Source organism: Microvirga sp. VF16, assembly GCF_016864375.1.
In the GTDB taxonomy this organism is placed as follows: domain Bacteria; phylum Pseudomonadota; class Alphaproteobacteria; order Rhizobiales; family Beijerinckiaceae; genus Microvirga.
Window position 1 is genome coordinate 369,812 of sequence record NZ_CP069355.1, and the last position, 18,048, is coordinate 387,859.

The 18,048-nt window shown below is 62.5% G+C and carries 15 protein-coding genes and 2 pseudogenes; 4 read left to right on the forward strand and 13 right to left on the reverse strand.

All coding sequences use genetic code 11. The annotated features are described in order from the left end of the window. Nucleotides 1–15: 15 nt before the first annotated feature. From JO965_RS27225 to phnA, 6 genes are read right to left on the reverse strand one after another with little or no spacing between them, the layout of a single operon-like run. Nucleotides 16–1,611 carry an ABC transporter ATP-binding protein gene (locus JO965_RS27225; RefSeq protein WP_246777016.1) on the reverse strand — a complete coding sequence of 532 codons (1,596 nt, stop codon included), beginning with the start codon at nt 1,609–1,611 and terminating at the stop codon, nt 16–18. Continuing rightward, nucleotides 1,611–2,519: an ABC transporter permease gene (locus tag JO965_RS27230; protein ID WP_246777017.1), complete on the reverse strand. Its 909-nt coding sequence runs from the start codon at nt 2,517–2,519 to the stop codon at nt 1,611–1,613. Before JO965_RS27230 ends, JO965_RS27225 begins: the two co-directional genes overlap by 1 nt. Next, the gene (locus tag JO965_RS27235) at nt 2,516–3,436 is read right to left on the reverse strand and encodes an ABC transporter permease (protein ID WP_246777018.1); all 921 of its coding nucleotides are present in this window, start codon (nt 3,434–3,436) and stop codon (nt 2,516–2,518) included. The genes JO965_RS27230 and JO965_RS27235 overlap by 4 nt, the downstream gene beginning before the upstream one ends. Nucleotides 3,437–3,447: 11 nt before the next feature. Further along, nucleotides 3,448–4,995, reverse strand: coding sequence for an ABC transporter substrate-binding protein (locus JO965_RS27240; RefSeq protein ID WP_203445213.1), 1,548 nt, complete (start codon nt 4,993–4,995; stop codon nt 3,448–3,450). Nucleotides 4,996–5,015: 20 nt separating this feature from the next. Then, a complete protein-coding gene (locus tag JO965_RS27245; RefSeq protein ID WP_203445214.1) occupies nt 5,016–6,311 on the reverse strand; it encodes an alkaline phosphatase family protein in 1,296 nt (431 codons plus the stop codon). Next, nucleotides 6,311–7,606 carry a phosphonoacetate hydrolase gene (phnA, locus tag JO965_RS27250; protein WP_203445215.1) on the reverse strand — a complete coding sequence of 432 codons (1,296 nt, stop codon included), beginning with the start codon at nt 7,604–7,606 and terminating at the stop codon, nt 6,311–6,313. Before phnA ends, JO965_RS27245 begins: the two co-directional genes overlap by 1 nt. Nucleotides 7,607–7,828: 222 nt before the next feature. Here phnA and JO965_RS27255 point away from each other — a divergent pair, with 222 nt between their 5' ends. Next, nucleotides 7,829–8,716 carry a LysR substrate-binding domain-containing protein gene (locus JO965_RS27255; protein ID WP_203445216.1) on the forward strand — a complete coding sequence of 296 codons (888 nt, stop codon included), beginning with the start codon at nt 7,829–7,831 and terminating at the stop codon, nt 8,714–8,716. Between the two features lie 217 nt (nt 8,717–8,933). Next, nucleotides 8,934–10,037: an IS110 family transposase gene (locus JO965_RS27260; RefSeq protein WP_246777019.1), complete on the forward strand. Its 1,104-nt coding sequence runs from the start codon at nt 8,934–8,936 to the stop codon at nt 10,035–10,037. 274 nt (nt 10,038–10,311) lie between these two features. Here JO965_RS27260 and JO965_RS27265 read toward each other — a convergent pair whose 3' ends face one another. From JO965_RS27265 to JO965_RS27290, 6 genes are read right to left on the reverse strand one after another with little or no spacing between them, the layout of a single operon-like run. After that, nucleotides 10,312–10,824: a hypothetical protein gene (locus JO965_RS27265; protein WP_203445217.1), complete on the reverse strand. Its 513-nt coding sequence runs from the start codon at nt 10,822–10,824 to the stop codon at nt 10,312–10,314. Continuing rightward, nucleotides 10,821–11,432, reverse strand: a complete 612-nt coding sequence (locus JO965_RS27270; RefSeq protein ID WP_203445505.1) for a hypothetical protein — start codon at nt 11,430–11,432, stop codon at nt 10,821–10,823. Before JO965_RS27270 ends, JO965_RS27265 begins: the two co-directional genes overlap by 4 nt. A gap of 2 nt (nt 11,433–11,434) precedes the next feature. Beyond that, nucleotides 11,435–12,043, reverse strand: coding sequence for a hypothetical protein (locus tag JO965_RS27275; protein WP_203445218.1), 609 nt, complete (start codon nt 12,041–12,043; stop codon nt 11,435–11,437). Next, the gene (locus JO965_RS27280; RefSeq protein WP_203445219.1) at nt 12,040–12,804 is read right to left on the reverse strand and encodes an ABC transporter ATP-binding protein; all 765 of its coding nucleotides are present in this window, start codon (nt 12,802–12,804) and stop codon (nt 12,040–12,042) included. The genes JO965_RS27275 and JO965_RS27280 overlap by 4 nt, the downstream gene beginning before the upstream one ends. Beyond that, nucleotides 12,801–13,859 (reverse strand): FecCD family ABC transporter permease, encoded by a 1,059-nt coding sequence (locus tag JO965_RS27285; RefSeq protein ID WP_371826936.1) that lies wholly within the window; start codon nt 13,857–13,859, stop codon nt 12,801–12,803. Before JO965_RS27285 ends, JO965_RS27280 begins: the two co-directional genes overlap by 4 nt. Before the next feature lie 3 nt (nt 13,860–13,862). Next, on the reverse strand, nt 13,863–14,999 hold the full coding sequence (locus tag JO965_RS27290; RefSeq protein WP_246777020.1) for an ABC transporter substrate-binding protein: 1,137 nt from the start codon (nt 14,997–14,999) through the stop codon (nt 13,863–13,865). 228 nt (nt 15,000–15,227) lie between these two features. Between JO965_RS27290 and JO965_RS27295 the strand changes: the two are divergent. Continuing rightward, nucleotides 15,228–15,739, forward strand: a pseudogene (locus JO965_RS27295) (IS6 family transposase). A 5-nt stretch (nt 15,740–15,744) separates the two neighbouring features. Here JO965_RS27295 and JO965_RS27300 read toward each other — a convergent pair. Beyond that, nucleotides 15,745–17,304: an MFS transporter gene (locus JO965_RS27300; RefSeq protein WP_246777089.1), complete on the reverse strand. Its 1,560-nt coding sequence runs from the start codon at nt 17,302–17,304 to the stop codon at nt 15,745–15,747. 443 nt (nt 17,305–17,747) lie between these two features. Between JO965_RS27300 and JO965_RS48140 the strand changes: the two are divergent. Beyond that, nucleotides 17,748–17,931 (forward strand): annotated as a pseudogene (locus JO965_RS48140) (ISKra4 family transposase); the annotation flags it as partial. Nucleotides 17,932–18,048 lie beyond the last annotated feature (117 nt).

Here is an 18,048-nt window from a genome sequence, read left to right on the forward strand (position 1 = left end):
CGCCGTGAGGCGGCCTCACCGCGACAGTCCCGCCGCGAAAGGACGCGGCATCGCAGCCATGAAGGCGCGGGTGTAGTTTTCGCGTGGGGCTTCGACGATCTGGGAGGCCGGGCCCTGCTCGACGATCCTGCCGCCTCGCATGACTGCGATGCGGTCGGAAACCCAGCGCACGATTTCGATATCGTGGCCGATGAACAGCATGGCGAAGCCACGCTTCGCCTGTAGGTCCTTTAGCATCCTCAACACCTGCATCTGCACGGTCGCGTCAAGCGCCGAGACGATTTCGTCGCAAATCAGGAGGTCGGGCTCGGACAGGAGAGCGCGAGCGATGCAGACGCGCTGACGCTGGCCGCCCGAGAGTTGATGTGGGTAGCGGCCGAGATGCTCGGGCCCAAGCTTTACATCATGGAGCACCGCTTCAAGTCGGGCGCGGTCGTCCGCCCGTGAAAGCCCGAGCAGGTCCAGAGGCTCGCGCATTGCCTGCTCAATCGTGAGGCGAGGATTGAGGGCGCCGAAAGGGTTCTGGAAAACGATCTGGCAGCGACGACGCTGCTCGCGCGTCAGTCGGAAGCAATTGCGGGAAAGCAGTTCGCCGAAAAGCGTGATCTCGCCCGACATGGGCGCAGCGAGACCGACCACCAGCTTGGCGAGGGTCGACTTCCCGGAGCCCGACTCGCCAAGAACCCCGAGGGTCTCGCCCGCCTTGATCTTGGTCGAGACGCCATGCAGGGCCCGGAAAGGCCGTGCGAAGAGGCTTTTGACCGAGTAGTCATAGACGACGTTCTCGATAGCCAGCACCGTCTGTGATCCATGCGGCGGCTCGGGCGGTTGCGTCGTCAACATGGTGCGGGTGGAGACGAGGGTGCGGGTATAGGCGTCCGTCGGAGAGCGCAGGATGCGGGCCACAGACCCCTGCTCCACGGCCCGGCCCCTCTGCATCACGATGATACGCTCTGCGAGGTTGGCTGCTGCCGCGAGATCGTGCGTGATGAATATCATCGCATTGCCGAGCTTAGCCTGTAGGCGTTTCAAGAGAGCCAGGATCTCAGCCTGGACGGTCGCATCGAGCGCGCTCGTCGGCTCGTCAGCGATCAGCAGCTCCGGCTCTGCCGCGAGTGCCATCGCGATCATAATACGCTGCTGCTGCCCACCCGAGAGTTGGTGCGGGTAGCGGGCCGCAAGTCTGGGAGGTTCAGGAAGCTCGACGAGGCGCATCAGTTCGAAAATCCGGGCGCGGCGTGCGGTGGTACCCCGCATACCAATGCGGCGCAGCGACTCGTCAATCTGAGCGCCGACCGTCATGAAGGGGTTGAGACAGCTCATCGGATCCTGAAACACGATGCTCATCGTGCGGCCCCGGTGAGGGGCCATGGTCGCTTCGTCAAACGGACTGATCCGCTCACCCTTGAGCACGATCTTGGAGGTCTGCCCGATCGTCATGCCGGGCGGCAGCAGACCGAGGATCGCGGCCGCCGTTATCGACTTGCCGGAACCGGATTCGCCGATCAGCGCCACAGTCGCACCGGGCGCGAGAGAAAAGGACAAGCCATCGACGATCCTGCGTGAGCCGAACAGGATCTCGAGGTTTTGGACGTCAAGAAGGGAAGTCATCAGGAGCGCCTTGGATCGATCAGGCGGTGCAGGATATCGATCACGATGTTGATCAAAACGAGGACGAGGGCGATCACCGTCACGGCCGCCAGGATGACCGGATAATCGCGGCCGTGAATTGCGTTGAGCGTGAGGCTGCCGATCCCCGGCAGCCCGAACAGCACCTCCATGGTGAGCGAGCCGGCGACGAGACCGCCAAGGACGAGGCCTGACAGCGCCAGCATGATCGGGACCGCCGCCGGCAGCACATGCGCGGCGGCGATGCGCCAGCGCGACAGGCCCTTGGCGCGGGCGGTGCGCACATGCGGCAGCATGACGGCCTCCTTCAGCTCTTCGCGGAGGGATTTTACGATCTGCCCGGCGTTGTCGAGGCCGATGATGAACACGGGCAGGAGCAGACTGCCGATCACCGGCAACCAGCCGAGCCAGATCGAAAAAACCAGGATACCGGCGAAACCGGCGCAGAAGGTTGGTACCGCGATCGACCAAATATTGACCGTGTCGATGATGCCATCGAGCAGGCGTGACCTGAACGCCGTCGCTGCGACGGCGAGCAGCAGCGCGAGGCCCATCCCGAATGCGAAGCTCAAACCAGCGAGCTTCAGTGTCTCCGGCAGGGCCGTCGCCAGCATGTCGGCCACAGGCTGGTCGAAGCGCAGAGAATGACCGAAGTCACCGGCGAATGCGTTGCCGACCCATGTGACGAACTGCACGATCAACGGCTGATCGAGGCCGAGCTGACGGCGCATTTCGACCTGCTGTTCGTCCGGGAGACCGCCCTCGAGTCCCAGAACATCGACAACATCGCCCGGCATGACGCGACACAGGAAGAAGGTGAGCGCCACGATGCAGGCCGCCTGGACGAGGCCCCCCAGAATGGGCCAGAGGATGGAAAGAACACGCCTCACGGCACCACCTGCGGCAGCATTTTGAGTTGCGGATCGACCTCGGTCGTCTTCTCCGGCTCGCGTGACTCAGTCCGCAATGGATCGAGCCACCGGCGAAGATGACTGCCGATAACAGAGAGGCTGAGTGTCAGAAGCACGAGGGCGAAGACCGGCACAATGACATGGGGAGCACGTTCGATGAACTTGGTCGAGTCAGCGATCATGCGACCCCAGGTCGGCGCGTCGGGCGAAGATCCAACGCCGAGGAAACTCAGCACCGACTCCGTCACGATGCAGCGCGGCAGGATGATCGCGAGTTGCGTCACCAATGCGCCCGCAATGTTGGGCAGGATGTGCCGCCACAGGATGTGCAGCGGTCCACCGCCGAAGCTGGAGGCGGCTTGCACATAGTCGCGCGAGGCTTCGCGGTGATAGGCGGCGCGCGCCACATAGGCAACGAGCGGCGCGAATGAAATGCCGAGCGCAACCATGAGAGGGACCGTGCCGCTGCCGAGGCCAACGATCAGGAGCAAGGCCAGGAGAGTCCCCGGGAGAGCGCGGATGAGGTCGATCCCGGCATAAAGCGTCGCCTCGGCCCAGCGGCCAAGCGAGAGAGCAAGGAGTCCGAGTCCGGCACCGATCGCAAAAGCGAGGGCGGCGCCGACGAGCGAGATGCCAATCGTTGAGCGGGCCCCATAGAGCAGCCTCGCATAGATGTCGCGCCCGAGATGGTCGGTTCCGAGCAGGAAAACCGCGCTGGGCGCCTGGTTGATCGCGAGGAGGTCCTGGTCGAGCGGAGAATTCTCCGTCAGCCAGGGGGCTGCAACGGCCCCCGCCGCGATCAGCGCGACGACGAATATCGCCAGGATGAGGCCTACTGGCCAGCGGCGGTGATACCGCCGCACGGCCATGCCCGTCATGGTAGTGAGGAAAGCCACGATCCGGCACCTCAGGGAGAAACGGACGTCTGGGCGATGCCGCCACTCGCCCAATGAGAGGCCCAGGTAAAGCCCGGCTCGTAGCCCGAGACGCCCCTGCGAACCGCGATCAGGCTCGGCGCGTGACCGAGGACGTAGAAATAGCCCTTCGCCTCGATGCGCTTCATGGCTTCGAGATACTTGGCCTTGCGCTTTGCGGCGTCGGGTTCCTGCACCCCTGCCTCGATGAGGTTGTCGAGTTCAGAGTCCTGAATGCCGCCCCAGAGCGTCGGGTTGGGGCCGTCGCTCATCAGCCGCACAAAGCGCAGGAAGATATCGGATCGGGGCCCGGAGCCCATCGCGTTCATATCCCAGTCGTATTGACCCAGCCGCTTCTGAGCGCCGATGTCATCAAGCGCGACGTGATTCACCTTGAAACCAAGCTTGCGGACCATCTGGACAACGACCTGGGCATAGGCATCCTGCCAGGACACGAACTCGATGGTGTGCTCGACAGGGTTCACGCCGGCCTCGGCGAGAAGCCTTTTCGCTGTGTCGAGATCGGCCTTCTTGAACCCATCGGCATCGTGAAAGGCCTGGTCGAAATAGACATTGCCCGGCGCGACGATTTGATTGGTGACGACGCCCTTGTCGCCCCCCACGAATTTCATGAAGGCCGCCTTGTCGACCGCGAGAGCCAGAGCCTGACGCACCCGGATATCATCGAAAGGCTTGCGAGGCTTTCTGTTGTTGAAGGCGATGGAGTACCACGTCGTGTCCTTGAGGACCGTGATTTCAGCGGCGCCGGCCCCCTTCAGCGTCTCAACCTCATCGCGTTCGACAGAGATGATGTGCAGATCACCGGCGCGAAGGGCAAGACTCTTGTCACTGTCGTCCCGGAGGTTGAATTCGACCTGCTTGACCTTTGGCTGCCCGCTTTTCCAATAGTCCGCGAACGCAGGCGCCGTGAGCTTCACCTTCGGTTGCCAGGTTCCGAAAGTGAACGGTCCGGTGCCAAGCGGGGTCTTGATCGTCTCGTCCCAGCCCTCCGATTTCGGCGACAGGATCCAGAGTTCGGAGAGGAGGTTCAGGAAGGGGGAATACGGCGCGCTCAACCTGACGACGACCGTCCGGTCGTCGGGCGTTTCGATTGCGGTGACAAGCTTCATCGCGGTGACGAGCCATCCGCCTTTCACCTTCGACTTCACCCGCTCGAAGTTGGCCGCCACGTCGGCCGCGGTCATCACGTCGTCATTGTGGAACTTGACGTTCGGCCGGAGTTTGAAGGTATAGACGAGACCATCCGGCGAAACATCGAAGCTCTCGGCCAGGAACGGCTCCACGGCACCGTTGGCGGCAATCGAGGTCAGAGCCTCCACATAAGCCTGCTGGACCGCGATGCTGCCGGTATGGCGGTGCGGATCAGAGGTATCGAGGCCGAGAGTGGCATATTTCAGCACGCCTTTGCGGGTCGATTCAGTCGCCATGCCAGGAGACGCAACCGCGATCCCGATGACAAGGCTGGCGGCACCCGCCAGCAGTGCCCGGCGGCTGGCAGTCGAAGTGATGCGGTAGGTCATAAGTTGCTCCTTGCGAATGCTCAGAATTTCGATTGCAGCGGGCGGCCGTCGAGCGCGTCGGCCGGTTGCCCGAGATGGGTCAGAACGGTTGGGGCGATATCGATCGCTGAGGTCACGTCAGCGATGATGCGGCCCGGCGCAAAGCCGGCGCCGTCAAGGATCAGGAAGGGGGATTGCTCATAGCGGCCGAGCCCCCCGTGCTGGCCACAGCCCAAGCGATCCGCCTTGCCCTCGACCGGCTTCACGGCAAGGCTAAGCCCCGGTATGCCGAATTCGTTGGTTCCATCGTCGTCGGCCGCCATCGCGATGGCCAGGGTGAGCCCATCGGCTTCCGGAATGCCATGGATGGCGAAATCCGACCGCCGGATGACCTCGCCGACCCAGGTCTGTGCCTCGAGAAAGGCACGAATGGCCTCCGCCCGCTCAGCATGGCGGCGGTCGACATAGATCAACGCGGCAGTGCCATTCGGAGCGACGACCACATCGGCAGATTCCGGCGATGCTTTGAGTCCGGCCGCGACCAACTCGGCCGCGATATCGACAATGCCGGTCACTGTTTGGTGGCCATGGTCAGAACCGACGATCAGAAGGATGTCTTCGCCCGCGGCACGCGCATCGTCGACCGCCGCGATCACTTGGCCGGCATGGCCATCGACGATGTTCAAGGCTTTGAGGTGTTCGGGCGAGCCGAGCGGGCATTCATGCTGGGATGTGTCTGGATGGCCGAGCCAAGCGAGTGCGAGGGCAGGCTTTCTGGCATGCACGATCTCGTCAACGAAACGGTCGATGGTGACGCGGTCGCCAGCGATATCGCTGCCGACCTTCAGCGCGTCCTGCCCATCGATGGGAGTGCGGCCAGGGCCATAGGAGCCGGCACGGTGATAGACGTGTCCATGGCCGAGCGGGTCGTGCATGTACGCGGCCCCCGGCGAGACGTTGTTGAACACGATCACGCCGCCGTGCTCGGCAAGCCTCTCAGCCAGCGTCGGCTTTGCCAGCACATGGCCAGTGAGCCGCTGTTTATGCTCAAGGAATTCGGGCTTGCCAACATCATACAGATCGAGATCGTCGCCGTTCAGCAACGCGACCATGTTTCCAGCAAGGCCATGACGGGCAGGCAGACAGCCCGTCGCCATGCACGAGGAGACGACCCGCGTCACAGAGGGAAAAACCGAGCGGTGGCTGTTGCACCAGGTGGCGCGCGCTTTTAGCGCCACGAGGTTCGGCGTCAGGTCGGGCCGGATGAAATCACGGCGCAGACCGTCGAGAATGAGGACGACAACGCGCCGCCGGCTGCCCTGGACCGCGGCACTCATCACGCCTCTCCCCGCGTGCCGTTCAGCACGAAGTCAAAGATGTCGTAGTTGTAGAGTTGGTGATGGCGCGCTGTCTGGCGATAGTCGGCCTTAAGGGGATGCGAGACAATGAAGGGAACATCCCGTTCGGCGAGGCTCCCATGCGAGCGCAACCGCGTGCCGGCTAGCTCGCCGAGCGCATGCGCTCCCTTTTTGGTACCGAGCGCGACACCTTTGTTGGCGATGACGGTGACGTCACCCTCGCGCTCCATCGGTAAGTCGAAGCGGCGGCAAGCCTCCTCACGCAGGAGCGCATGCTGAATGCCAGGAATGCCGCTCAGGAACTCGCGCACCTCGTCATGATCCACATCGCCGAGAGCATGAATGCGCACGAAGCCGCCAAGCGCCCCGTGATGGCGCACGAAGGGATCGGTAATCGGGCAGATGACCTTGAGTTGTCCCTCGCCGAAGCGTTCATCCAGAAGATCGCCGAGGTAGAGAATGCTCGGCGTGCCGTCGGCGAGCGAGAGATCAGTCATCCCGTGATCGGCCACGATCCCGACGAGGGCACCGGCATCGAGCAGCGCCCCAATGCGGGCATCGACCGCCTGCATGAAGGCGTCGGATTCGGGCGCTCCGGGCGCATGGGCATGCTGCACGAAGTCCGACAGGGACAGATATAGCAGTTCGGCCCGGCCTGCCTTCAGGAGGCGGATCCCGGCATCGAGCACGAAGAGCGACAGCTCGGGCGAATATTGATCCGGCACAGGGGCCCCGCCCTGCGCCTCATCGCCCAGAATCCCGTGCTCGGCAAGTGTGCAGTACTTGGCCTTCTCGGCGGAGAAGGCGATCCCCTCGCATCCATCTCCGGCAAGTCCGACGGCCAGCGCCTTGCGCAGCTTGTCTTTGGCTGTGACGGCTGCGACCTTCACTCCTGCCTGAGAGAGCCGGGCCAGGATCGTCGGGGCGCTCAGTGGCCCCGCATCCGTCATCATGACCTCGGTCTTGGTGTCGCGATCGTACCAGTAGTTTCCGGAGATGCCGTGCACCTTTGGCGGAGCGCCGCAGATAATCGAGACGTTGTTCGGATTGGTGAAGCTTGGCATTGCAGAATGCGCATTGGCGTAGAAGCCTGTGCGGACCATGGCGGTGAGGCGCGGTGAGACGCCCCGAATGAGCCCATCGGCCACATACTCCGGATCGCAGCCGTCGAAGCAGACGACCACGGTCGGCTGTCGTGGCCATTGATAGTGCCGGCCGTTCACCAAAACCGGTTGATGCCTCGAGCTCTGACCGGTGCCTTGCGGATGATGCATCGTCTCCCCTTGTAATATTCATGTCATATGCATGCAGTATGATCTATAAATTTAAAGTATTTATTCTTTATAGATCAGTATATGGCAATAATACGCATTGATGAGAAGAATAAAAGTGAATATAAGCCACACTCAGTGTGAGCCAGAGGAACAGAACTTATGTCTCGATTGCCGCCGCCGAAGGCGATCATAGCGCTCGAGGCGGTGGTCAGGACCGGAAGCGTGACGGCGGCGGCCGAAGAGCTTTGCGTGACCCATAGCGCCGTCAGCAAGCAGATCCGCCAGATCGAGGACTGGATCGGCCAGCCGATGTTCGAGCCCAATCGGCGCCAGATGAACCCGACACCGGCGGCGCGGCGGATTTCCGAGGCTGCGGGCATGGCTTGGGCGCTCATAGCCGCCGCCATCGATCATGTTTCGCGCAGCCGGCAGGAGACCGAACTCAAGGTCATCGCGCCGGCAACATTCGCCATGCGCTGGCTGTTGCCGCGGCTGCCGGATTTCAACAGCAGCACGCCGTCGACGAAGATCCAGATCCGGCAAACGCACACGCCGGAGGACTGGCTGACAATGCCGTTCGATGTCACCATCCGCCGCGGCGGCCGTTGTCCGGCGCAGTTCGAACCCGTAACCTTGCTGAGCGAGCAGCTCGCGCTCGTGGCCGCGCCATCCGTTGTCGAAGACCTGGATGCCTCTGATCCGAAAGCGCTCGCCAACCTGGTCTATGTCGAGGCGGAAACCAGGCCCGGGGAGTTGCCGTCTTGGCTGCGCCATGCGGACGTCACGCCAGCCCACGGCATATTGAGGTTCCCGCATTTCTACATCGCGCTTGAGGCCGCTCTTGCAGGACAAGGTGCCATAGTGGCACCCATGCTTGTAGTCGAAGAACTATTGCACAAGGACTTGTTGTGCGATCTCACCCCTGCGCATCGCGTGCCTGGCCCCACCTATTGGGCGGCGGTCAATCCGGCGAGCCGGAATGCAGTCGCCGGTCGAGTGTTCATTTCCTGGCTAGAGCGGATGGCGAAAATTGCAATCTCAGACAGACAGTTACTTTCAGCTTCCAGCGCCTCGGATTCGGTGATCTTGGAAAGACAGCTACGCCAGTAGGCTTGACCGGTGATGACACGTTAACGGGGAATACTGCCGATACTCGTCAAGGGAACTTCCGTGCGGAAGGAAGCCAGCCACTTGGGCTATGCAAAAGCTGGCGTGGTCGGGCGTCTCAATGATTATACTCAATTAACGTGATGTCGTGGATGGCGCCCTCCACCAGCGTCGGACGTGCCAAAATGAGCAAGTCCAAGAACCGGAGAGGATCACTTCCATGCCTGAGATTGCCACGATCGGCCTTGATATCACAAAGAACGTCTTCCAGCTGCACGCGGTGGACAGGGGTGGAAAGATCGTCCTGCGCAAGGCGCTGCGTCGCAGCCAAGTCCAGGGGTTCTTCAGCAGGCTGCCGCCTCGCCTGATCGGGATGGAGGCCTGCGCGACCGCTCATCACTGGGCCCGCACGCTCGTGGGCTTCGGGCATGACGTCCGTCTGATCCAGCCCGCCAATGTCAAACCCTATCTGCGCCGGCAGAAGAACGATGCCGCAGACGCGGCGGCGATTTGTGAGGCCGTCACACGGCCGTCGATGCGCCTCGTCCCGGTCAAAAGTCCACAGCAGCAGAGCACCCTCATGGTGCACGGCGCCCGTGATCTTTTGATTGGGCAGCGGACGGCCCTGATCAATGCCCTGCGCGGTCACTTCGCCGAGTTGGGCATCGTGGTGGCGCAAGGGGCTCGCAACACGCGCCAGCTGACTGCTTTCCTCTACGGGGAGGCCAATCCAGACTTCCCCGCGGCAGCTCGAACTGCGCTTCAGCCTTTGGCTACGATGCTGCTCGGGATCGAGACGCAGATTGCCAGGCTAGACAAAGCCATTCTGGCGGCCCATCGCAGCGATCCAGTCAGCACGAGGCTCGCTGGCATTCCGGGCATCGGCCCGATTGTGGCTTCCTGCCTCTCGGCCAGTGTTCCAGACGCCAGGCTGTTCCAGGGCAGTCGGGAGTTTGCAGCCTCTCTCGGCCTCGTGCCCCGGCAGCATTCAACCGGCGGCAAGGCGAGGCTCGGCTCCATCTCCAAGATGGGCAATCGGCACCTGCGCAAGCTGCTCGTCGTCGGCGCACACGCGGCGCTCTACAGCATGAAGTCGGGGAAGACCAGGACGGCCCTGGCTGACCGGGCCCGGGGCCTCCTGGCCGAGAAACCGTTCAAGGTGGTGGCCGTCGCCTTGGCCAACAAGATGGCCCGGATCGCCTGGGCGGTCATGGCCAGGAGCACGGCTTACGAGCCCGGGACACTGGAGCTGCCGCGCCGGCGGCCTCATAGACGACCAGCTCAAAACCATTCGCCCCTTGGGGCAACCCAGTTGGCACGGTGACGATGAGATGATGTGAAGCCACCAGCGGACATGGACCGCCGGAACTGGAAAACCCGTGGTGTCGTCTTGCGTCAGTCGAGCGCGATAATGTGAGAGGGACCAGCTCCAGCGTAAAACATCAGGGCCCGCGGTCATGTAGCACCGCGTTCAAAGGCCGGAGACATGACTGCACCCGCCCCGCTAGGCCCAAACGTCAACAACAATCACATTGCCAAACGGGCGCCATCCAGACATGGCAGAGCCAACGCGCCTTCCCCCGATCTCGGCGACGCGATCAATCTGCGACCTCATAAATCTCGGATGCAGGTAGTGCGAGAAGCCGTTGGGTCATTTCGTTTTTGAGGAGAACCAGATGGGCCTCCTCATCAGGCGTCCGGTCCGCCTTTTGGCCGAGGGCTATGAAGTCTTCACGCACATGCCCGGGTTTGATCAGCACCGCGATGGCGCGATCACGATACGACAGGCTGAAGTAATATCCCTTGAGAACATCGCCCCGATGGGTCTGCGAAAGCATCGGGTCGACCGTAAAGCGGCCGTCTGTCACGGCTCGCGTCACCATCTCGAAAGCATCGCGGGCGCCCGGACCCGGGAACGGGGTGGTAATGCGGATTTCCCGCCGCTCGATCAACTTACCGCCGTCGAGAAGGGGGAACGCGAGTTCCATCACCTTGAGGGCATGAGCGACGCCGCCCGGATAATGCGGACCGTGATACTTCAGCAAGTCGTTGAAGCTGAAGGATATCGCAACTCCGGATTCGAGCACCGTGATGAGGGAAGATTCGCTCACATGACCTCCGCCCAATCACGAAGGTTAGGAAGAAATCGGTCGAGAAACCGCGTTGTTGCGGGCATGAAATGCGAGCCGTGATGATAGCAGGGATCGAGGCTGGTGATAACTAGGTGTCCGCCAAACGATATCCTGTCGGCATACATATGGGCGCGCCCTTCTGCATCGGCGATGAGCACATCGCTTCCAGCCGGTGTCTCGTACCAGCCATGCACGTGCCATGTAACCTCACGCTTACCGCATCCAAGCATGAGCGGATGACCGTTATTCGCCACAGCCATGCCGAGATCAGCGCCGGGCTCAAGCCACCACCAGAAGTTCGTCTCCAGCGGATGCATCGTGACACCGGGTATCCAGGTGCCCTGAAAGGTCTCCCCCATCGCGACAACGATGCCGCCGTTGCGAAGGAAGCGGATCAGCCGCTCGACAGAGGGACGCAGGCGCTCAGGGTTCGTGCGCGACGGGATGAGTAGGGCCTTCGTCCTGTCAAGAACACCGTTGTCGAGCTCTTCCGGCCGAACCAGAGAATCGAACAGGGACGCATAGCGCGGCCCTTCCAGCGTTTCGCAGAGATAGGCGGCTCCCGGGTGCAGGGCGATAAGTGTCATTTTCACGGTTCAAGCTCTCCCGCCGCCCAGGCGATCAGATTGTCAACGACCTTGGCGCCCTTACCCTCGCTCTCCGACATTCCCCAGAGGTCATTGCCCGCGTGCGAAAACACCACACCGCCTCCGGACCGATGCCAGACCCAGTCGATTGGTCTGTGCCCGGGTCCGATGCCGGTCAGCGCGATACCGCCCTCCGGCATCGGGTTGTGCCCGCGTCCGTAGAACCCGGCGACACCCTTTGATGTGCGCCACTCCAGCCGGTCAATGCCCGCAAAAATCGAATGAGGAGCGAGGACGTCGAAGCGTAGGTCAGCGAGCGATTGATGGGGAAGCGGCACATAAGACTCAAGGCCCACAATGAAGGGACGCGCCACATGTCCGTTGATGCCGACGCGCCCGCCCGCATTGAGGAGCACCTCGAACGCGTCGCGCCACCCCAGTGCTCGGATCTGGTCGAGATGCATCGTAGTGAGAACGCCCGAGGCTTCGCGGATATGACCCGGTTCGACCTCCCACTCGTTACGCGTAATCACGCGCCCTTCGGCGATCAGCTCGCGCACGCGTTTAGGCGGCTCTCCGAAGTGGGAGCGGATGAGAAGCGGTGGTCTCATGAGGGGAGCCGTTGCAGTTCGGGCATAAATTTGGGGACAACAATGCGGCGCGAGGTTTCGTCGCCCGCAAGTGAGCCGACCCGCATCGAGACATCGTAGAGCGCCTCGAGAGTTTCGGGCAGGATGACCGTGTCGACCGGACCCGTCAACGTCTTCCCGTCCGGCATCATCAGAACCGCCTCGTCGGCGATGGACAGCGCATGGTTTGGATCATGGGTCGTGAAGATAATCGCGTGTCCTTCTTCGCGGCGCAATTCAGTGAGGAGGGAAAGAAGGTTAATCTGGTTGCGAAGATCGAGCGCTGCCGTCGGTTCGTCGAGAATGAGGGCCCGCGATCCGGTCGCGAGCGCACGCGCCAGCAGCACCATCTGCTTTTCGCCTCCCGATAACCGGTCGAAGCTGGAATCCACGAGATGCGAAACCCCTGTGCGCCGCATGGCAGCAGCGGCCTTGTCGCGATCACCCCGGCCCGGCTGGCTCAGCCATCCGCGATGTGCGGCGCTGCCCATCACGACCACGTCGATGGCACGATAGGGATGCGCCAGGTTGATCGTTTGGGGCACATAACCGACGATCTCGGGCGCCGTGACGCTGCCGCCGCTCAGGCGTTGCTGACCGAGGAGAGCCCGCAAGGCAGTAGTCTTGCCGCGCCCGTTGGGTCCGAGGATGGCGAGCGTGCGCCCCTGCACGACCGAGAAGCTTACGTCCCTCAACACGTCGCGCGTGCCGAACTTAACAAATGCATGGGTGAGCGAGATCATTTGTGACGCTCTTTATAATGCTGTCGCAACAGGGTTGCGAAGGCGGGCGCACCGACGAGAGCGGTGAGAATACCGATCGGGATCTCAGTGGTCGTGACCGTGCGGGCCAACGTGTCAGCTAGGCCGAGGAAGGCCGCACCGAAAAGTGCGCAAGCGGGCAGCAGGCGCCGGTTGTCCGAGCCGACGATAAAGCGTGCGGTGTGCGGAATGACGAGGCCGACCCAGCCGACGACGCCGCTCACCGCGACCTGACTGCCGACGAGGACCGTCACCAGCAGGAACACGATCCAGCGCTCCCGATCAGGCTTCGCCCCGAGGCTGCGTGCCTCCGCCTCGTCAAGGGAAAGGATGTTAAGGCGAAACCGCATGGCAATCAGCATCAAGGTGGCGAGCGCGAGGCCTGGCGCCGCGAGCCCCAACCTTTCCCACGTGGCTGTCCCGAAGGAGCCCATCAGCCAGTAGACGATGGCTGGCAGCGAGCCGTTGGGATCGGCCATGAGTTGGATCACCGACACGAGGGCACCGAACAGGGCGCCGACGACAAGGCCGGCGAGAATAACGGTGACGATTTCGGTGCGACCGTCGATCCGCGCCAGAAGACCCACCACCGCGAGGGCAGCGAGGCCGAACGCAAACGACATCGACAGGAGCGCGAGCCCCCACCAGCCGAGCGCGATCGCGAGGGTGCCACCGAAGGCAGCGCCCGGCGAAATTCCCAGCACCTGCGCCGAGACGAGCGGATTGCGAAACACGCTCTGCAACGCAGCGCCCGCCACCGCGAGCCCGGCGCCTGCGGCCATCGCGAGGATGATGCGTGGCAGGCGCACCAGCAGCACGATTCGCTCGTCGAGAGCGTCGACTGTTGCTGCCGGTTGGGTGAGACCCCACCACAGGATCTCGAATGCTCGTGCTGGCGGCACGTGGAATCGCCCGGCACAAAGCCCGAACAGAGCGGAGACTACAACCAAGCCAACGAGACCCGTGAAGGCGATGCGGACCCGCCCGTGGTCTCGCCGGGACGCGGCAGGTGCCGTCATGGCAGCAGAGTGGGCCAAGGTTCAGCGGGCCCTGAACTGGGCGTAGTTGGTCGATCCTGCCTGCATGCCGATGCGCAGGATCTCATCCGTATCGGCATCGGTCAGGTCGTAGTTGTAGAGGGACTTGTAGGCTCGAGCCATTTCGGACCGCAGATCGTACTTGAAAACATCTGGGTGCAGGAGGTTCGCGAGCCACATCCAGGTCAGCGGCGACTCCTGGTTCGGTGGGTCCCAGCGATAGCCGCCAAGCGGCAGCTTGTAGACTCGCTTGTTCCGGGCAGCCTTCGTCAGCGAAAGGATCGGGTCCTTGTAGATGTCATCGACGGACAATTGTGGCTCGAAGCTCGTCAGCAGGATGACCTCCGGGTCCCATGCTGCCACCTGCTCGCGATCGACGGGCTTCGTCGACGTGAGGCCTTTTGCGGCATGCCGTCCGCCCGCGAGGGAGATAGTGAAGGCGGTGTAATCGGCTGGCCCTTCGCCCGCGGCCTGAAGGCCCGAGAGGACGCGGGCGAGATACAGCACGCTTGGGCGCTTCTCGATCGGAACCGCGGCGAGCCTCGACTCAATGTCCTTCTGGACGTCCTGCCGCCATGCCACCAGTGGCGCAATGCGGTCGGGACGGCCGAGCGCGGTCGCAGTCTTCTGCAGGAATTCGCGCCCCTTCTCCTCGGTCCCATAGAGAACCAGCATAGCGTTCATCCCTGCATTGACGATGGGTTGAACCACGTCGTTGCCAAGATCGCCCCACTGGATGACGAGATCGGGTCGGGTTGCCGCCAGCGCCTCGACATTGGGGACGAAGTTCGCACCCGCGATATCTGATGGGATGGTTTTCGCGTCAGGGAAGATACGCCCGAGGATACCCTCCTCGATTGCCTTCTTGGCGGACAGGTTCATGCCCGACAGCTTCGATGGGTTGCCCTCGATGGCGATGACCGTGGAGGCGAGAGGAATCACGAGGGACGAGACGCGGTCAGCGGGCTTGTCGAGATGAACTTGACGGCCGGTCATGTCCTTGAAGACGATGGGCTCTGCCAGCGACTTGGCGGACGTCAGGACGGTAATCGCTGCGGCGGCAAGAGCCATTGCGGTGAAATTTGCCCGAAATCTGGCGCGCCCAATCGCAGCTTTCTGCCCATCCACTGACACGCCCATTGCAAGCTCCTGTTGATCGGGCATTCGAATACTACGGAGCACAGAATAGTCAACAAGTAACGCAGATTATAAACTCTCTAATCAGGGATACTATTGGAAGTACTATAATCTAGCTTGCATTTGAACAATTCTAGGCTGACGAGTTCTGCAAGGATGCTGGCATCTTCGGATCTGCTGCAAACCGTTCAGAACTCAGTTCTGTACGGGCCTCCCGCGTGCCGGGGGATGATTTTCGAGGGCCACTACATTGACCGCTCGGTGATCCTGCTCTGCGTCCGGTGGTACTTGGCTTATAATCTGAGCCTGCGGAACCTGGAGGAGATGAGAGGGAATGCGGCATCTCCGTCGATCACGCGACCATTCATCGATGGATTGTGCGCTACTCGCCTGACTTGCTGGAGCGGTTCAATTCACGCAAGTGAACCCTCACAGCGGCAGGTGGCACGTCGACGAAACATCAAGATCCGCGCTCCGTGGACGTATCTGTACCGCGCCATTGACAGCAATGACGACACTGTTGAGCTCTGGCTCAGCGAGCGGCAGCAATCTGGCTGCCGCCAAGCGGTTCTTATGCAAGGCGCTCAAGCGGCATGGCCGCGCCGCTAGGACTGATGCTTGGCTTCCAGTCTCTGACCAGCGCTCGGGCTCTCCTGGGCGGGATTGAGGTAATCCGCATGATGCGAAGGACAGGCGCAATACGCCGACCCCTCGCACAGCAGGTTGATCTGCTCGCTGCATGAGCGCTTCACAGAGCATCAGCCACGTTCCCGCCCATATTTCGGACTTGCGGCACAACCGTCTGACGCTCGATCATGCGATGCACGCGGGGCCAATCCGGCCCCTGGTGGAGCGCCCGGAGCCTGTCACTGACGGCCGCGTCAGCATGGGTCATGCGCTGGTTGTGCCGGACATACTCCAGCCAAGTGGGAGTATGATAACGCTCGATCCACAGCTCAGGGTTCTCCAGGTCGCGCAGCAGGGTCCAGTGGCGCGCCCCGTCGCGGCGCCGGATCCGCCTACGTTCCGCCATAACTGCAAGGAACGCCACCACATCCGGCTCGCTGATAACGTATTCGATGGTGATCACGATCGGGCCGCTGCGGGGGCGAATATCGACCGCGACGGCGGGCTCGGTCCAGCGGTTGAGGGGATCAAGGTTTAGGGGCTTCATCTCCGGCAAGGCAAAGCGCAGGCCGAGCGCGGCTCCGGCGACCAGCACGGCAGCCGCGATCAGAAGAGCCTCGCCTGTGCCATACCGCTCTGCCGCCTCGCCCCAGATCCAGCTGCCAAAGGCCATCCCGCCGAAGGTCGCCATCTGATAGAGCGCAAGAGCCCGACCGACGACCCAGCGCGGTGACGACAGCTGGACGGTCGCATTGAAGCTCGCAAGTGCCAGGACCCAGCTGGCCCCTCCAATCGCCATCCCGGCCGTGGTCAGGGGCAGGAGAGAGCTCATCCCTGCCACCGCCGCGCAGATGGCGAAGCTGATGAATGTCAGGCGCACAAGCACCTCCAGCGACAGGGCCTGCCTCAGCCGGGTGCTAAGAAAGGCGCCGCCAACCGCCCCGGCGCCGAACGCGCCGAACAGCAGGCCATAGGTGAAAGGACCGCCGCCGACCAGATCGCGAGCCACGAGCGGCATCAGCGCCTGAACGGCAATGGCGGCAAGGCCGAAGACGGCCCCACGCAGCAGCACGACCCCGAGCTTCGGCGACATCGCCACATAGCGGATGCCTGCGGCCATGGCGCTGCCGAGGCTTTCGGGCGGAAGAACTCTGGGCGGACGTGCAGGCCGCCAGCGCGCAAGCACCGCGATCAGCCCGACCGAGCTGAGGGCATTGACGGCAAAGGCGCCGATGGTTGCCACGATCAGACCGCCGATCGCCGGTCCGACGCTGCGGGCGAGATTGAAGCCCATGCTGTTGAGGGCGATCGCAGCGGGAAGGTCCGTTCGCGGTACCATCTCGCCGACCAGCGCCTGCCAGGCCGGACCCTCGAAGGCAGCTCCGCAGCCGACCAGAAAGGTGAAGGCGAGCAGAAGCCCGGGCGTCATCAAGCCAAAATAGGTGCACAAGGTGAGAGCGACCGCGACAGTGAGCAGGAAGACCTGCGCGGCGAGCACCTGTCTGCGCCGGTCGAAGTTGTCGGCGATGGCTCCGGCCGCCAGTGAGAACAGCATGATCGGGAGCGTGGTCGAGGCCTGGACCAGAGCCACGAGATCGGCGGATGCGCCAAGCGCCATCATCAGCCAGGCCGCGCCGACCGACTGGATCAGCCCGCCAAAGCTGGAGACGAGGCTCGTCATCCAGGCGGACAGGAAAATGCGATGCCGGAACGGCGCCAGCGGAGACGCATCATTGACTAAAGTCGTGGTGTCCTGTTTCGGCACGGGCGGTTGAGTATGGCGAGCCAATCGGGATGGGAGGAGTGCGGCGATCAGGATGGTGATGAGCTGTCGCGATGGGGTCATGATTGTCGCGCCACGACAGAGATGCAAGAGCTTTCTTGGTTGTCGTTCCGCGCATCAATCCGGATGATATCTTGGTTTCCGCGCGGGTAGGCAAGAAAGCGGCTGGCGACGACAGTGTTACATGGATCAGTGGGTGAGTGTCCTCAGCCCACCTGTCAAGAGGTCCAAGAGAGTGCCGCGGGAGATCTGCTGGTGCGCAGAGCTGGTAGGGAAGGCCGTTCTCCCAGAAATCCGTCAACGCTCGGCTAAGCAACGCCGAGTGTCTCGACCTCATGCACTACTGGTCTTGTGAGCGGATCTCCTCGGCCTTTGTCGTGGCGACGGTGAACGCGGTCGCCAGCAAGCGCTTTGCCAAGAAGCAGCAGATGCATTGGAGTCGACGCGGGGCTCATCTGCTCCTGCAGATCCGAACCATCGGATGGCACGCTCCGTGCCACATTCGAGCACTGGTATCCTAGCATAATGAACGGCAATGTTAGGCGCGATAGCCGGGCAGTCGACCAGCTGTACCATACTTCCACATGCTCTCCTGGCTGGGATTTCGCAAGCGAACGCCGTAGGAATTGGCGAGTGTTAGCC

What these genes read in the sequence shown, in the direction of transcription:
- JO965_RS27225 (WP_246777016.1), bottom strand. Translation starts at nt 1,611, where the DNA reads ATGACTTCCCTTCTTGACGTCCAAAACCTCGAGATCCTGTTCGGCTCA.
- JO965_RS27240 (WP_203445213.1), bottom strand. Translation starts at nt 4,995, where the DNA reads ATGACCTACCGCATCACTTCGACTGCCAGCCGCCGGGCACTGCTGGCG.
- JO965_RS27245 (WP_203445214.1), bottom strand. Translation starts at nt 6,311, where the DNA reads ATGAGTGCCGCGGTCCAGGGCAGCCGGCGGCGCGTTGTCGTCCTCATT.
- phnA (WP_203445215.1), bottom strand. Translation starts at nt 7,606, where the DNA reads ATGCATCATCCGCAAGGCACCGGTCAGAGCTCGAGGCATCAACCGGTT.
- JO965_RS27260 (WP_246777019.1), top strand. Translation starts at nt 8,934, where the DNA reads ATGCCTGAGATTGCCACGATCGGCCTTGATATCACAAAGAACGTCTTC.
- JO965_RS27270 (WP_203445505.1), bottom strand. Translation starts at nt 11,432, where the DNA reads ATGACACTTATCGCCCTGCACCCGGGAGCCGCCTATCTCTGCGAAACG.
- JO965_RS27275 (WP_203445218.1), bottom strand. Translation starts at nt 12,043, where the DNA reads ATGAGACCACCGCTTCTCATCCGCTCCCACTTCGGAGAGCCGCCTAAA.
- JO965_RS27280 (WP_203445219.1), bottom strand. Translation starts at nt 12,804, where the DNA reads ATGATCTCGCTCACCCATGCATTTGTTAAGTTCGGCACGCGCGACGTG.
- JO965_RS27290 (WP_246777020.1), bottom strand. Translation starts at nt 14,999, where the DNA reads ATGGGCGTGTCAGTGGATGGGCAGAAAGCTGCGATTGGGCGCGCCAGA.
- JO965_RS27300 (WP_246777089.1), bottom strand. Translation starts at nt 17,304, where the DNA reads ATGACGAGCCTCGTCTCCAGCTTTGGCGGGCTGATCCAGTCGGTCGGC.